The organism is Enterobacter sp. UPMP2052, assembly GCF_053709675.1.
The window spans coordinates 125,371-140,470 of the sequence record NZ_JBSKJR010000008.1 but is presented as its reverse complement, the minus strand read 5'-3'; the positions used below and the strand labels follow the sequence as shown (position 1 = coordinate 140,470).

Here is a 15,100-nt window from a genome sequence, read left to right as displayed (position 1 = left end):
TCCGGCCTACGGATCGGTGCAGCGCCACCGGTTATTTCGGGAACTGATAGGGTAAATATGATGGATTACGAAGAGTACTCACCCAAAGAGCAACTACAGCTGACGGTGTGCCAGCGTCTGATCGCCGAAAAGAGCTATCTCTCCCAGGAGGAGATCCGCCGCGACCTGCAGGAACATGGCTTTGAGACCATCAGCCAGTCCACCGTTTCGCGCCTGCTGAAGTTGCTCGGAGTCATAAAAATTCGAAATGCCAAAGGGCTAAAGATTTATTCGTTGAATCCACAGCTGCGCCCTGCCCCCGACGCCGCGCGCACCGTTTCCGAAATGGTGGTCAGCGTGGAGCACAATAGCGAATTTATCCTTATCCATACCGTCGCCGGATATGGCCGCGCGGTGGCGCGTATTCTGGATTATCACCAGTTACCGGAAATTTTAGGCGTGGTTGCCGGAAGCAGTATCGTCTGGGTGGCACCGCGTGTCGTGAAGCGCACCGCACTGGTGCATAAGCAAATTAATTATTTACTCAGAACGCATTAATATTCACAAAGAACCGTTTGCATTGAGTAAAGCGTGCATTAAATCGCTTGATCCGCATAACGGGGTGCGTATAATGCCCGACAATTTGCCGGGAGGAAGCATGGTCAAGCGTGTACGACATATCGTCTTACCGCGTCTGAAATCAGACGCTGGCCTGCCGTTTTTCTTCCCGTTGCGTACCCTATTCCCAGAGCCCCTCATTTGAGGGGCTTTTTTTTGCCCGGCGTCAGGAGATAAACATGAATCCGCTTTATCAAAAACACATCATTTCCATAAACGACCTCAGCCGCGAAGAGCTGGAACTGGTTCTGGAAACCGCGGCAAAACTGAAAGCGAATCCGCAACCGGAGCTGCTGAAGCACAAGGTGATCGCGAGCTGCTTCTTCGAAGCCTCGACCCGCACGCGCCTCTCCTTTGAAACCTCCATGCACCGCCTGGGCGCGAGCGTGGTGGGCTTCTCGGACAGCAGCAACACGTCGCTGGGTAAAAAAGGCGAGACCCTGGCGGATACCATTTCGGTTATCAGTACTTACGTTGATGCGATTGTCATGCGCCATCCGCAGGAAGGAGCCGCCCGTCTGGCGACCGAATTTTCCGGCGGCATTCCGGTGCTGAACGCCGGCGACGGTGCGAACCAGCATCCCACGCAGACCCTGCTGGATCTGTTCACCATTCAGGAAACCCAGGGCACGCTGGAAAACCTGAACATCGCCATGGTCGGCGACCTGAAATATGGCCGCACCGTTCACTCCCTGACCCAGGCGCTGGCGAAATTCAACGGCAACCGCTTCTTCTTTATCGCCCCGGACGCGCTGGCGATGCCGCAGTACATTCTCGACATGCTCGATGAAAAAGGCATCGCGTGGAGCCTGCACGCTAGCATCGAAGAGGTGGTGGGCAACGTCGATATTCTGTATATGACCCGGGTGCAGAAAGAGCGCCTGGATCCGTCTGAATATGCCAACGTGAAGGCACAGTTTGTCCTGCGCGCCAGCGACCTCGAGGGGGCGCGCGGCAACATGAAGGTATTGCACCCGCTGCCACGCATCGATGAAATCAACACCGACGTGGATAAAACCCCGCATGCCTGGTACTTCCAGCAGGCCGGGAACGGCATCTTCGCTCGCCAGGCGTTACTGGCACTGGTTCTGAATCGCGATTTGGCTCTGTAAGGGGAAACGACAATGACACACGATAACAAACTCCAGGTTGAAGCCATCAAACGTGGCACCGTGATTGACCACATCCCTGCGCAGGTCGGCTTTAAGCTGTTGACCCTGTTCAAACTGACCGAAACCGACCAGCGCATCACCATCGGCCTGAACCTGCCGTCGGGCGAAATGGGCCGCAAAGACCTGATCAAAATCGAGAACACCTTCCTGACCGACGAACAGGTCAACCAGCTTTCCCTGTACGCGCCGGACGCCACGGTGAACCGCATCGACGACTATGACGTAGTGGGCAAATCCCGCCCGAGCCTGCCGGATCGTATTGAGAGCGTGCTGGTCTGCCCGAATAGCAACTGCATCAGCCATGCTGAGCCAGTTTCATCCAGTTTTGCAGTGAAAAAGCGCGCGAATGACATCGCACTCAAATGCAAATACTGTGAAAAAGAGTTTTCTCATTATGTGGTGCTGGCCAACTAATTGAGGTTGGTAATGAAAACCCGGCTGTTATAATGGCCGGGAACATTCTTAACGCTGTAATTCTGGAGAAAACATGAGCAAAGTACTCGCGACGGAAAATGCACCAGCCGCTATTGGCCCATACGTTCAGGGCGTTGATCTGGGCAGCATGATCATCACCTCCGGTCAGATCCCGGTGAACCCAAAAACCGGTGAAGTGGCGGAAGACGTAGCCGCACAGGCGCGCCAGTCACTGGAAAACGTGCAGGCGATTGTGGAATCAGCGGGCCTGAAAGTGGGCGATATCGTGAAAACGACCGTTTTCGTTAAAGACCTGAACGACTTCGCGACCGTGAACGCGACCTACGAAGCGTTCTTCACCGAGCATAACGCTACCTTCCCGGCGCGCTCCTGCGTGGAAGTGGCGCGTCTGCCGAAAGACGTGAAAATTGAAATTGAAGCGATTGCCGTACGTCGATAATATATTTCAATGAATTCAAGGCAGCTACGGCTGCCTTTTTTATTTCGACCATTTTTACTCTCTGTATAAAATGACATATAACCTTGTCCATTATTAGACTTTATTCGCCAAGTAATACTTTCTTTTAATGGACGAGTAATGAAACTTTCAAAAATCGCATTTGCAATCGCAACATTGACCGTTGCCTCTTCTGCATTTGCTCATGGATATATTGAGTCTCCAGCCAGCCGTGCTTATATGTGTAAGCTCGGTCAAAATATTGATTGCGGTACCGTTCAGTACGAACCGCAGAGCGTGGAAAAATCCTCCGGTTTCCCTACTGGCGCGATGCCGCCTGATGGTCAACTCGCCAGCGCCGGTATTTCTCAGTATTCCCAGCTCGATAAACAGAGCCTGAATGCGTGGACGAAAAGCCCTATGACGGCCGGTCCACACCAGTTCGTCTGGTATCATACTGCGCCACATAAAACGACTAACTGGCGTTATTATATTACCAAACAAAACTGGAACCCGAACAAACCGCTGACCCGCGATCAATTCGAATTAACACCATTCTGTACCGTTAACGGTAATGGCCAGGCACCTGCTCAGCGTCAGACAATGAATTGTAATGTGCCTGAGCGTACCGGTTACCAGGTTATTTATGGCGTTTGGGAAATTGCCGATACCTCTAACAGCTTCTACCAGGCTATCGACGTTGATTTCGGTAACGGCGGCAACGTGACGCCAGACGAAACGCCAGTTGTCGTGTCCGAGTGGACTAAGACGCTGAACGGCCAGATCGCAGGTAATAACCTGAACGCAGGCGACAAAGTGATCGCGCGCTTCTTCGACGCAAACGGCGAAGTGGCCTCTATGCGCACTGAACTGACCATCGCCTCTGCTGAACAGGGTGATGCGAACCAGTGGTCTTACGACCTGGCGCAGCAGATCAACAACGCACACGGCGACGTTCGCGTTGGCGTTAAAGATGAAAGCGGTGAAATCAACCCGGTTCACGGCGCAAACAGCGTGTTCGTGAAAGACGGCAGCCAGCTGAAGTCCGTTGCTATCTCCTATGAAGAGCAGCAGGCTGACGTGAGCGAAACCATCGCCGTATCTAACCTGCAGTACAGCAAAATTGAAAACGGCAACGCAACCGTCACCTTCCACGTGAATACCCACGGTGATGTGAACCTGGAAGCGCACGTCATGAACCACATGGGTGCGGAAAAAGGTTATGTGAAGCAGGACATGAATAACGCCAACCAGGACGTGACCATGAACCTGACCGACGTGACCGCAGGCCACCACATGCTGAAATACTACGCGACCAACAAAGACGGCACGATGTTCGCTCAGGACGTGCTGAACCTGATGCTGGAAGAAGATTCTGCAAGCGGTAACACCGGCAGCTACGACTTCACCTTCCCGCAGAACATCGGGTCGTACAAAGCAGGTACCGTGGTATTGCAGCCAAAAAATGGCAAGACTTACCAGTGTAAGCCTTTCCCTTACAGCGGCTACTGCGTGCAGTACAGCCCAACGGCAAACCAGTATGAGCCAGGCGTTGGCGCTCACTGGAAAGAAGCGTGGATTCTGAAGAACTAATCTGAAGCATTCCGTTGCTTTTGCGCCCGGCGGCACTGCGTTTGCCGGGCCTACACGTTACGTAGGCCCGATAAGCGAAGCGCTACCGGGCTTCTCTTTTTACTGATTCCGCGTGGCGCGCAGCAGCGTCTCCAGCGGATAAACCGCCACAATCACCACCTCATCCTGAATCTTCGCCGCGTTATCCAGCTCGTTCTGAATCGAGGCAATCTCTTTATCGTCCAGCGTCCCCTGACGCGCCACCAGATCGGTCAGCCGCAGACCTATCGACGCCAGTTTATCCACCTCCTGAATCACCGGCTTGATGGCCTTCAGCTGGTAACTGTTCTCGCTTAAGGCCAGCGCATCGCTGGTGTTGTTCTGCCAGCGGTTGAAGACGTGGCGCAGCGCGTCGGCGCTTTCCGTGTCCTCGGCATCGCTGACCAGCCTGTCGACCCATTTATTCATCTGACGCACGGTCAGGCTTTCTGCATTCAGGGCATCCGCCAGGCGGTTAAGCGGCTCAAACTGATGATAATTTCCGGCCTGGAACTTGAGGTGCTGGCGGGTGTAATACTGCGCCGGTTCAATCGCCTGGGCGAGGATCTGCAGCGGTAAGGTATCGGCGCTGTTTGCCAGACGGGTAAACTGCACCTGCTGCTGGGTGTGCTGCTGGAGGCCCACCGACACCGTCGTCCAGCTGTCCATCGCCTGCAGGCGGGTGTACATGTTATCGACGTCGTTGACATCCTGCGCCGACCACAGCCGCTCCGCCACGGCAAAGGCGCGCGGCCACAGGCGAATGTCCAGCACCGGGGCGACCACGTTTTCCGCCCACAGCGCGGCTTCACCGCCGAGCAGATTGGCCTGGTTGCCGGGCGACGGAACGACCGGGGCGACGCCTTTCGGTATCTCATCCAGCCGTTTGCCGACGATCGGATACCGGGCGTTGCCCACCAGGAAATAGCCGCCGAGGGTGTCGTTATTAACAGAAACCACCGGTCGCGTTTCCCCCATCCAGGTATCCACGGTGAAGGTCACCTGATTGTCATCGCGCCACTGGATATCCTGCACCGCACGGCGAGATTTGCCGGCAAAATCAATGAACCCGCGCCAGCCCGCATTGCCTTTCACCAGCGTAAAGCTCCCCTCTACCGGCTTGCCTTTCAGGCGCGGCATGGAGAAGGACCAGCTCTGCGCGCTGTCGTCATCGGCAATAACATCCACCCCGTTCAGCCCCTGGGGGAGGATTTCGTTGCGATAGTGGTAGGCGGTGGACTGCGGCTGGTCGAGGTAGAAGCCCGTCGAAAGGATCCCTTTATAGCCCTTCTGCGCCACCTGCCCCAGTGCGTCCTGTCCCTGCCAGGACTGGATCAGAATGCTTTTCGGCAGATCGGGATGGAAGATCTCGTCCCAGCCAACCATCTGGCGGTGATGTTTTTCGAGGATCGTCTCCAGCCGACGGTTGAAGTGCGCCTGCAGCGCGTGGCTGTCCGCCAGTTTGTTATCGCGCATGAATGTCTGAATGGCGGCGTTTTCTTTCCATTGGGTATCGTCCACCTCGTCACCGCCGATATGCAGATACGGATCGGGGAAGATCGCTGCCAGTTCGCTGACCATCGCGTCGGCAAAGGTATAGGTCGCCTCTTTTGTCGGATCGAGAACCGGCTTCAGCACGCCCCAGTGGCGTTCCATCTGATACGGCCCCGGGGCACTCATCAGCTCAGGATAGGCCACGGCAATTGCCGAAGCGTGGCCCGGCATGTCGATTTCCGGCACCACGCGGATGCCGCGTTCGGTGGCGTAACGCACGATCTCGCGCATCTGCTCAGGGGTATAAAACAGCCCGTCGCTGGCAAGCTGGGTCAGTTTAGGGTAGCGCGTCGAGGTAAAGCGCCAGCCCTGATCGTCGGTCAAATGCCAGTGCAGCACGTTGAGCTTTGCCGCCGCCATACCGTCAATTTGACGTTTGATATCCGGCAGGGGAATGAAATGCCGCGCCGAATCCAGCAGCAGGCCGCGCCACGGGAAGCGGGGGGAATCCTCTATCGTCACCCACGGCAGCGAGGTGTTTTCCGCGCCGTTTTGAACAAGCTGGAGCAGCGTTTCCATCCCGCGCAGTGCGCCAAAACGCGTGTTGGCCGAGATCGTCACGCCGCTGGCATCCACGACGAGCCTGTAGCTTTCATCGCTGTCGGGCAGCGGCTGCGGTTTGACCTTTTTGGCTATCGCAATGCGGATGGTGGGTTTTTCAGGTTTCCCGGCCTGCGGCTGGAGCGTCCAGCCGGTTTGCAGGGCAATACGCTGACGCAGACGGTTGACCGCCTCACCAAGATCGTCGCCGCTGACGCTGACGGAGAGGTTATCGGTGAGTACCAGCGCCCCCTGCGTGGTGGGGCGTTCGACCTTTGCAGGCCAGGGCATCAACGGGAGATCGCCTGCCGGAGCGGCAAATGCGGAAGTGCCGAGCATAAGCCCGGCGGTTAAGAGACTGTACCGTAACATGAATGTTCCTTATCTGACGGGCCAAATAAAGGCAAAACATTTTGTTAACATGCGTACAAATTGTCGTCAAGCGCAAGGGCCGACGCAGATCACAGGTTGTTGAATTTAGGAGGAAAGCTATCTGCCGGGTGGCGGCTTCGCCTTACCCGGCCTACGTTTGGATCGTAGGCCCGGTAAGCGCAGCGCCACCGGGCGTGGTTTTTACTGCCACCCGTACCGACGGCTATAGAACCCTTTCACCATCTGCGTCAGCACCATGTAACCCGCGAGGATCGCCACCAGCCATGGGAAGTAGCTCAGCGGCAGCGCCTGCAGCTGCAGGTAGCTCGCCAGCGGCGAGAACGGCAGCGCGATACCGAGCGCCATCACGATGCCGGTCATGACGATCAGCGGCCATGCGGCACGGCTCTGGATGAACGGAATGCGGCGCGTGCGGATCATATGCACCACCAGCGTTTGCGACAGCAGCCCCACCACGAACCAGCCGGACTGGAACAGCGTCTGGTGTTCAGGCGTGTTGGCGTGGAACACAAACCACATCAGGCAGAAGGTCAGGATGTCGAAGATCGAGCTGATCGGGCCGAAGAACAGCATAAAGCGGCCAAGATCGGACGGGTTCCAGCGCTGCGGCTTCTGGATCTGCTCATCATCAACGTTATCAAACGGGATCGCCACCTGAGAGACATCGTACATCAGGTTCTGGATCAGCAGGTGCAGCGGCAGCATTGGCAGGAACGGCAGGAACGCGCTCGCCACCAGCACGCTGAAGACGTTACCAAAGTTGGAGCTGGCGGTCATCTTGATGTACTTAAGCATGTTGGCAAAGGTCCGACGCCCTTCGATCACGCCCTCCTCCAGCACCATCAGGCTCTTTTCCAGCAGGATGATATCCGCCGCTTCACGGGCAATATCTACCGCGCCGTCGACGGAAATACCAATGTCCGCCGCGCGCAGTGCCGGGGCATCGTTAATGCCGTCGCCCATAAAGCCCACCACGTGGCCTTCGCGGCGTAGCAGAGTGACAATGCGCTCTTTGTGCATCGGCGTCAGGCGGGCAAACAGCGTGGTGCGCTGGGCAAGGGCCGCCAGTTCATCGTCGGACAGGGGCTCAATGTCGCTGCCCACCACCACATCGCCCGCGTCCAGCCCCACTTCGTGGCACACTTTCGCCGCCACCAGCTCGCTGTCGCCGGTCAGGATTTTCACGGTAATACCGCTGGCCTTCAGCGCCTTCAGCGCCGGCGCGGTGGTCTCTTTCGGCGGATCGAGGAATGCGATGTAACCTTCGAGGATCAAATCGGATTCATCGATACGCTGATAGTCCCCTTCCCGCGCGGGCAGGAACTTGCTGGCGACCGCCACCACGCGCAGTCCCTGTCGGTTCAGGTTGTCGGTGACGCGTTTGATGCGGCGCAGCATGGTGTCGTCCAGCGGCACAATCTCGCCGTTATGGCGCACCTGGGTTGAAACGTTGAGGATCTCCTGCAGCGCCCCTTTGCAAATCAGCTGATGCACATCCTCTTGCTCGCTCACCACAACCGACATGCGGCGGCGCTCGAAGTCGAACGGGATCTCATCCACCTTTTGCCAGCGGCCAGAGAGCGTGCGGGCAGACTCTTCGTCTACGCCTTCCAGCACGGCGACGTCGAGCAGGTTTTTCAGCCCGGTCTGGTAATGGCTGTTGAGCCAGGCGCTGTGCAGCACGCGATCGCTGGTTTTACCGGCGATATCGGTGTGGTTCTCCAGCACGATTTTGTCCTGGGTCAGCGTGCCGGTTTTATCGGTGCAGAGAATGTCCATCGCGCCGAAGTTTTGAATGGCGTCGAGGTGCTTAACGATAACTTTTTGCTTAGAGAGTTTGACTGCCCCGCGTGCCAGGGTGGAGGTCACAATCATCGGCAGCATTTCCGGCGTCAGGCCGACGGCCACGGAGAGCGCGAACAGCGCCGCTTCCCACCAGTCGCCCTTGGTGTAGCCGTTGATCAGCAGCACAATTGGCGTCATCACCATCATAAAGCGGATCAGCAGCATGCTGACGCGGCCAATGCCCTTCTGAAACGCATTCGGCTCGCTCTCCTGCTCGGTGACGCGCCCGGCCAGCTGCCCGAACCAGGTGTTGCCCCCGGTCGCGGTGACAATCGCCTGCGCCGTGCCGCTCACCACCGTGGTGCCCATAAAGCACAGGGTATCGCACTCCAGCGGGTTTATCTGCTGCGGCTCGCGAGTGCGCGCCACTTTCTCAACCGGCAGGGATTCACCGGTCAGCGAGGCCTGCGCCACAAACAGATCGCGAGCCTGAATGATGCGTAAATCCGCGGGGATCATATCCCCGGCGGCGAGCTTCACCAGATCGCCCGGCACCAGCTGGTCGATAGGCAGCTCAACCCAGGCGTTTTCCCCCAGATCGTTAATCACGCGGGAGACGGTCGCCGTGTTGCTGACCATCGCTTTCAGGGCGTCCGCCGCTTTGGTGGAGCGGGCTTCCTGAATGAAATTGAGCAGCGTGGAGATGCCCACCATCAGCGCAATCACCCCGGCGGCAAACAGATCTTCGGTCGCGTAGGAGATAATGCCCAGCACGGTCAGCAGCAGGTTGAACGGGTTACGGTAGCAGTGCCACAGGTGCACCCACCACGGAGACGGCTTTTGCGCCGGAATCTGGTTGTCGCCGTGCACGGCGCGGATTTTTTCCACTTCAAGCGCGTTCAGCCCTTCCGGATGTCCGCCAAAGGCGCGCCAGACTTCATTTTCATCCATTGCCGCCACATTCAGGCAGCGTTCGGTCAGGGATGCCGGGATCGCCGCACCGGCCAGATGTTTGGCGTTCGGCAGCGGGTCGCGCTCGGTCAGGCGACGTGGCAGATGACGGCTCAGCTGGGCAAGCAGCTGGCGAGTAATATTTTTAAGCATAGTAAGCTCCCCGCATCCGCCGGGCGGATGCAGTCTTTCCTGCAGGCGCGACAAAGCCGGGCCTGAGGGGCACTTAAGATTTCAAGCAGGAGCGTTTAAAACGCGCTGCCTCACGTAACCGGTGAGCAGCGCGGAGGCTGGCTTACCGGAAAGAAATTGCTCTCCCGTTCAGGAGAGGGGCGGGATCGGGATCCATATAGCCTCCGGTAAGTAAAAAGTGGGATGTCGCCGCGCAGTATAAGGATTTATCCATACCGTTTGTGACGATTTGGGCGGTATTATAACCCCAGGCAAATAAACCTAACGTAAACCAGACTTTGCCCATAGCCAATTCGCGCTATAGCATTAGGCTCAATTGACCATTTTGTCGTTGTTACAGGGAAAACAGCATGCAGAACCGCCTTACGATTAAAGACATCGCGCGTTTAAGCGGCGTGGGGAAATCTACCGTCTCGCGCGTGCTCAACAACGAAAGCGGTGTCAGCGAACGCACGCGTGAACGCGTCGAGGCGGTGATGAATCAGCACGGTTTTTCCCCTTCCCGCTCTGCGCGCGCCATGCGTGGTCAGAGCGACAAAGTCGTCGCCATTATCGTCTCACGTCTGGATTCTCTCTCAGAAAACCTCGCCGTACAGACCATGCTTCCCGCCTTTTATGAGCAGGGTTACGATCCCATCATGATGGAGAGCAAGTTCTCGCCGCAGATGGTGGAAGAACACCTGGGCATGCTCCAGCGCCGCAACATTGATGGCGTGGTGCTGTTTGGCTTTTCCGGGATTCAGGACGAGATACTCAAGCCGTGGCAGCGGTCGCTGGTGCTGCTGGCGCGCGATGCCAGCGGGTTCGCCTCCGTTTGTTACGATGACGAGGGGGCGATTATCACCCTGATGCAGCGCCTGTTCGAGCAAGGCCATCGCTATATAAGCTATCTGGGCGTCCCGCATACCGACGTGACCACCGGCAAACGCCGCCACGAGGCATACCTGACGTTCTGTAAAAAACATAACCTCCCCGCCGTGGCGTCCCTGCCGGGCCTGGGCATGAAGCAAGGGTATGAGCAGGCCGCAAGCGTCCTGACGCCCCAAACCACCGCGCTGGTCTGCGCCACGGATACTCTGGCGCTTGGCGTAAGTAAGTATTTACATGAACAGCGTATTACCGATCTGCAGGTCGCAAGCGTGGGCAGCACGCCGCTGATGAAGTTCCTGCACCCGGAGATCATCACCGTCGACCCCGGCTACGCGGAGTCTGGCCGACAGGCAGCCGCGCAGTTGATCGAGCAGATTAATGGCCGCGCGGAGCCGCGCCAGATCGTTATTCCCTCACACCTGGCTTAACCCTCCAACTTCAGATTATTGTGATCCTCCCCCAATTTCGGGAACGTTCCCGTTTTCGCCGTCACGCTTAAAGAGTAGGCTTGCGCTCAGGTCATAACCCCTATCAATAGATCATGAGGTTTCATGATGAGTAAAGTCAGACAAGCAGATATCGACCAGCTGATCGTCCTGGTCGGCGGACGCGAGAACATTGCGACCGTCAGCCACTGTATTACCCGCCTGCGCTTCGTGCTGAACGATCCGGCCAAAGCCAACCCTAAAGCCATTGAAGAGCTGTCGATGGTCAAAGGCTGCTTCACCAACGCCGGTCAGTTCCAGGTCGTTATTGGTACCGAAGTGGGCGATTACTATCAGGCTCTGCTGGCGACAACCGGGCACTCCTCCGCCGATAAAGAGCAGGCGAAGAAAGCCGCGCGCCAGAATATGAAGTGGCACGAACAGCTTATCTCCCATTTCGCTGAGATTTTCTTCCCGCTGCTGCCGGCGCTGATCAGCGGGGGCTTAATCTTAGGGTTCCGCAACGTCATCGGGGACGTGCCGATGAGCGACGGCAAAACGCTGGCGCAGATGTACCCGGCCCTGCAAAGCATCTATGATTTCCTGTGGCTGATTGGCGAAGCGATCTTCTTCTATCTGCCGGTGGGGATCTGCTGGTCCGCGGTGCGCAAGATGGGCGGTACGCCGATTCTCGGCATCGTACTGGGCGTCACGCTGGTCTCTCCACAGTTAATGAACGCTTACTTACTTGGTCAGCAGGTGCCGGAGGTATGGAACTTCGGCCTGTTTACCATCGCAAAAGTCGGTTATCAGGCGCAGGTGATTCCCGCCCTGCTCGCAGGCCTGACGCTGGGCTTTATCGAAACGCGCATCAAGCGCATGGTGCCGGATTATCTCTATCTGGTGGTAGTGCCGGTCAGCTCGTTGATTATTGCGGTGTTCCTCGCGCATGCCTTTATCGGTCCGTTTGGCCGCCTGATTGGCGACGGTGTGGCCTTCGCGGTGCGTCACCTGATGACCGGCAGCTTCGCGCCGATTGGTGCCGCGCTGTTTGGCTTCCTGTATGCCCCGCTGGTGATCACCGGCGTGCATCAGACCACGCTGGCGATTGATATGCAGATGATTCAGAGCCTTGGCGGCACGCCGGTCTGGCCAATCATTGCGCTCTCTAACATCGCGCAGGCTTCTGCAGTCACCGGCATTATCATCGTCAGCCGCAAGCATAACGAACGTGAAATCTCCGTTCCGGCGGCGATCTCCGCCTACCTCGGCGTGACCGAACCGGCAATGTACGGCATCAACCTGAAGTACCGCTTCCCGATGCTCTGCGCAATGATCGGCTCCGGCCTGGCGGGCCTGCTGTGTGGCCTGAACGGCGTGATAGCGAACGGGATCGGCGTCGGCGGGCTGCCGGGCATCCTCTCCATTCAGCCCGCGTTCTGGCAGGTGTTTGCTCTGGCAATGGCCATCGCAATTATCGTCCCGATGGCGCTCACCACCGTGATATACCAGCGTAAATTCCGTCAGGGCACGCTCCAGATCGTCTAACGTTATCTTTCGGGGCGCAGTTGCGCCCCCTTCGCATTTGCAGGAACGCATTATGAATACCCTTCCTCACTGGTGGCAGAACGGCGTCATCTATCAGATCTACCCGAAGAGCTTCCAGGACACGACCGGGCGCGGCACCGGCGATTTACGCGGCGTAACGCAGCGTCTTGATTACCTTAAAACGCTCGGGATCGACGCCATCTGGCTGACGCCGTTTTACATCTCTCCGCAGGTGGATAACGGTTACGATGTGGCGAATTACACCGCCATCGATCCGGCCTACGGTACGCTGGACGATTTTGATGAGTTGGTCGCCGAGGCGCACCAGCGCGGCATTCGCATTGTGCTGGATATGGTGCTGAACCACACCTCAACGCAGCACGCCTGGTTCCGCGAATCGCTGAATAAAGCCAGCCCGTATCGTCAGTTCTACATCTGGCGCGACGGCACGCCGGACCAGTTGCCTAACAACTGGCGTTCGAAATTCGGCGGCAACGCCTGGCGCTGGCATGCCGAGAGCGAGCAGTATTATCTGCACCTTTTTGCCCCGGAGCAGGCGGACCTCAACTGGGAGAATCCTGACGTGCGCGCCGAGCTAAAAAGCGTGTGCGAATTCTGGGCCGATCGCGGCGTGGACGGTCTGCGTCTCGACGTGATCAACCTGATTTCAAAAGACCAGAATTTCCCGAACGACGACGTGGGCGATGGCCGCCGCTTCTATACCGACGGGCCGCGCATTCACGAGTATCTGCAGGAGCTGAGCCGCGACGTCTTTACGCCGCGCAACCTGATGACCGTGGGCGAAATGTCATCCACCTCGCTGGAGAACTGCCAGCAGTACGCATCGCTCGATGGCCGCGAACTGTCGATGACCTTTAATTTCCATCACCTCAAGGTCGATTATCCCGGCGGCGAAAAGTGGACGAAGGCAAAACCAAACTTCGTGGCGCTGAAAACCCTGTTCAGCCACTGGCAGCAGGGGATGCATAACAAAGCCTGGAACGCGCTGTTCTGGTGTAACCACGATCAGCCGCGCATTGTGTCGCGCTTTGGTGACGAGGGGGAATACCGCGTCGTCGCCGCGAAGATGCTCGGCATGGTGTTGCACGGCATGCAGGGCACGCCTTATATCTATCAGGGCGAAGAGATTGGCATGACCAACCCGCACTTCACGCGCATCACCGACTATCGCGACGTGGAAAGTCTGAACATGTTCGCCGAACTGCGGGCAACCGGTCGCGATCCGGATGAACTGCTGGCGATCCTGGCAAGTAAATCCCGCGATAATGGCCGCACGCCAATGCAGTGGGATGCCTCGCACAACGCGGGCTTTACCGCAGGCGAACCCTGGATTAGCGTCTGCGATAATTACGAAACCGTGAACGCCCGCGCGGCGCTGGATGACCCGGATTCGGTGTTTTATACCTATCAAGCGCTGATTCGTCTGCGTAAAACCCTGCCGGTGCTGACGTGGGGGAATTATGAGGATCTTCTGCCTGACCACCCTTATCTGTGGTGCTACCGCCGCCAGTGGCAGGGGCAAACCCTGATCGTGGCCGCAAACCTCAGCCCTGCGCCTCAGGAGTGGCGTCCCGACGCCCTGCACGGCGAGTGGAACGTGGTAATGAGCAACTATGCCGGTCCAGACTCGGCAGTGCTCCGGCCGTTTGAAGCCGTCTGGTGGCTGCAGGCGTAAACCTCAGGAGATACGGCGCGGGTCGTATCTCCGCTATTTCCGCGTTTAGCGATACGCTAAATGTATGACAATAACTTTTACATATTGCAACGGCAAAAATAAAAATAGCCCTGCCAATTAAATAACCCCGGCAGGATATGATGAAACAGACAATTATTAAAGCAAGCTGTATTAGCGCATTATTAATCAGCGCTCAGGGATGGTGCGGAAATACCGCCGTCGATCTGCGTTTTGGTCATAATACGCGATCTGACGTAAACGACTCCCGTATTAAGGTTATGCATCAGGCGGATAACGGTTTTTACTTTTCCGTTGAGGCTGCACAAAATCATAACGATACCTTTTTTGGCGATACCGACCGATATAACGCCGACGATAAAGGCTTAACCGAAGCCGCGCAGGAAATTGAGACGCGCTGGCGCTTCGATCTCGGCAATGGTTTCGCCGTTGCGCCCGGTATGGTGACCGTTTTCACCGCCAGCAACACGCACTACCGTCCCTTTATTCAGGGATGGAAAGCCTTCGACAATGGCCTCAATCTCTCCACACGCTATCGCTACAACACCGTAAACGACGCGCACAGCGATAAACAGCTGGACGGCAGCGGCTATACCCGCCGTGAATCCCATCAGTTCGATATCTGGTTTGCCTATAACATTGGTAAATTCGGTATGTCCTATAACCCGCGTTTCCGCTGGCAGGATAATGTCGATCAGGGGACCGGGGATGATACCTACTGGGAGCATACCGTGGCGTTCAACTATAAGCTCGACGACGGCTGGACGCCGTATGTCGAACTGGTCTCGCTGGATAAAACCTACATCGATGACGACGGCAATCATAAAAATGATTACGCCGTTCGCCTGGGCATTGTTAAACAGCTTTAACCGCGACC

Annotated in this window: 12 protein-coding genes; 10 read left to right on the top strand and 2 right to left on the bottom strand. The window is 57.0% G+C overall.

Annotated elements, in window-relative coordinates:
* The first annotated feature begins 57 nt into the window (after window positions 1-57).
* From ACWKX3_RS18615 to gbpA, 6 genes are all read left to right on the top strand, one after another.
* Window positions 58-537 (top strand): arginine repressor, encoded by a 480-nt coding sequence (locus tag ACWKX3_RS18615; RefSeq protein ID WP_042322591.1) that lies wholly within the window; start codon window positions 58-60, stop codon window positions 535-537.
* Window positions 538-637: 100 nt separating this feature from the next.
* Entirely contained in the window at window positions 638-742 is a 105-nt protein-coding gene (locus ACWKX3_RS18610; RefSeq protein ID WP_006179090.1) for a pyrBI operon leader peptide, read from the top strand.
* A 34-nt stretch (window positions 743-776) separates the two neighbouring features.
* Window positions 777-1,709: an aspartate carbamoyltransferase gene (pyrB, locus tag ACWKX3_RS18605; RefSeq protein WP_058609568.1), complete on the top strand. Its 933-nt coding sequence runs from the start codon at window positions 777-779 to the stop codon at window positions 1,707-1,709.
* A gap of 12 nt (window positions 1,710-1,721) precedes the next feature.
* Window positions 1,722-2,183, top strand: a complete 462-nt coding sequence (gene pyrI / locus ACWKX3_RS18600; protein WP_003863370.1) for an aspartate carbamoyltransferase regulatory subunit — start codon at window positions 1,722-1,724, stop codon at window positions 2,181-2,183.
* A gap of 73 nt (window positions 2,184-2,256) precedes the next feature.
* Window positions 2,257-2,643: a 2-iminobutanoate/2-iminopropanoate deaminase gene (gene ridA, locus ACWKX3_RS18595; protein WP_006179088.1), complete on the top strand. Its 387-nt coding sequence runs from the start codon at window positions 2,257-2,259 to the stop codon at window positions 2,641-2,643.
* Window positions 2,644-2,781: 138 nt separating this feature from the next.
* Entirely contained in the window at window positions 2,782-4,233 is a 1,452-nt protein-coding gene (gbpA, locus tag ACWKX3_RS18590) for an N-acetylglucosamine-binding protein GbpA (protein ID WP_088208746.1), read from the top strand.
* A 99-nt stretch (window positions 4,234-4,332) separates the two neighbouring features.
* On the opposite strand, the gene ACWKX3_RS18585 is transcribed toward gbpA, so the two are convergent.
* Both ACWKX3_RS18585 and mgtA read right to left on the bottom strand, forming a co-directional pair.
* Window positions 4,333-6,717 (bottom strand): beta-N-acetylhexosaminidase, encoded by a 2,385-nt coding sequence (locus tag ACWKX3_RS18585; protein ID WP_454542188.1) that lies wholly within the window; start codon window positions 6,715-6,717, stop codon window positions 4,333-4,335.
* Window positions 6,718-6,918: 201 nt separating this feature from the next.
* A complete protein-coding gene (gene mgtA, locus ACWKX3_RS18580) occupies window positions 6,919-9,627 on the bottom strand; it encodes a magnesium-translocating P-type ATPase (RefSeq protein WP_454542187.1) in 2,709 nt (902 codons plus the stop codon).
* A gap of 389 nt (window positions 9,628-10,016) precedes the next feature.
* Between mgtA and treR the strand changes: the two genes are divergently transcribed.
* The 4 genes from treR (at window position 10,017) to ACWKX3_RS18560 (ending at window position 15,092) form a co-directional block, all read left to right on the top strand.
* The gene (gene treR, locus ACWKX3_RS18575) at window positions 10,017-10,964 is read left to right on the top strand and encodes a trehalose operon repressor TreR (protein ID WP_137849703.1); all 948 of its coding nucleotides are present in this window, start codon (window positions 10,017-10,019) and stop codon (window positions 10,962-10,964) included.
* A gap of 126 nt (window positions 10,965-11,090) precedes the next feature.
* Window positions 11,091-12,509 carry a PTS trehalose transporter subunit IIBC gene (gene treB, locus ACWKX3_RS18570; protein WP_088208907.1) on the top strand — a complete coding sequence of 473 codons (1,419 nt, stop codon included), beginning with the start codon at window positions 11,091-11,093 and terminating at the stop codon, window positions 12,507-12,509.
* 52 nt (window positions 12,510-12,561) lie between these two features.
* The gene (treC, locus tag ACWKX3_RS18565) at window positions 12,562-14,205 is read left to right on the top strand and encodes an alpha,alpha-phosphotrehalase (protein ID WP_102891515.1); all 1,644 of its coding nucleotides are present in this window, start codon (window positions 12,562-12,564) and stop codon (window positions 14,203-14,205) included.
* 140 nt (window positions 14,206-14,345) lie between these two features.
* The gene (locus ACWKX3_RS18560; protein WP_137849705.1) at window positions 14,346-15,092 is read left to right on the top strand and encodes an oligogalacturonate-specific porin KdgM family protein; all 747 of its coding nucleotides are present in this window, start codon (window positions 14,346-14,348) and stop codon (window positions 15,090-15,092) included.
* The last annotated feature ends 8 nt before the right edge of the window (window positions 15,093-15,100 follow it).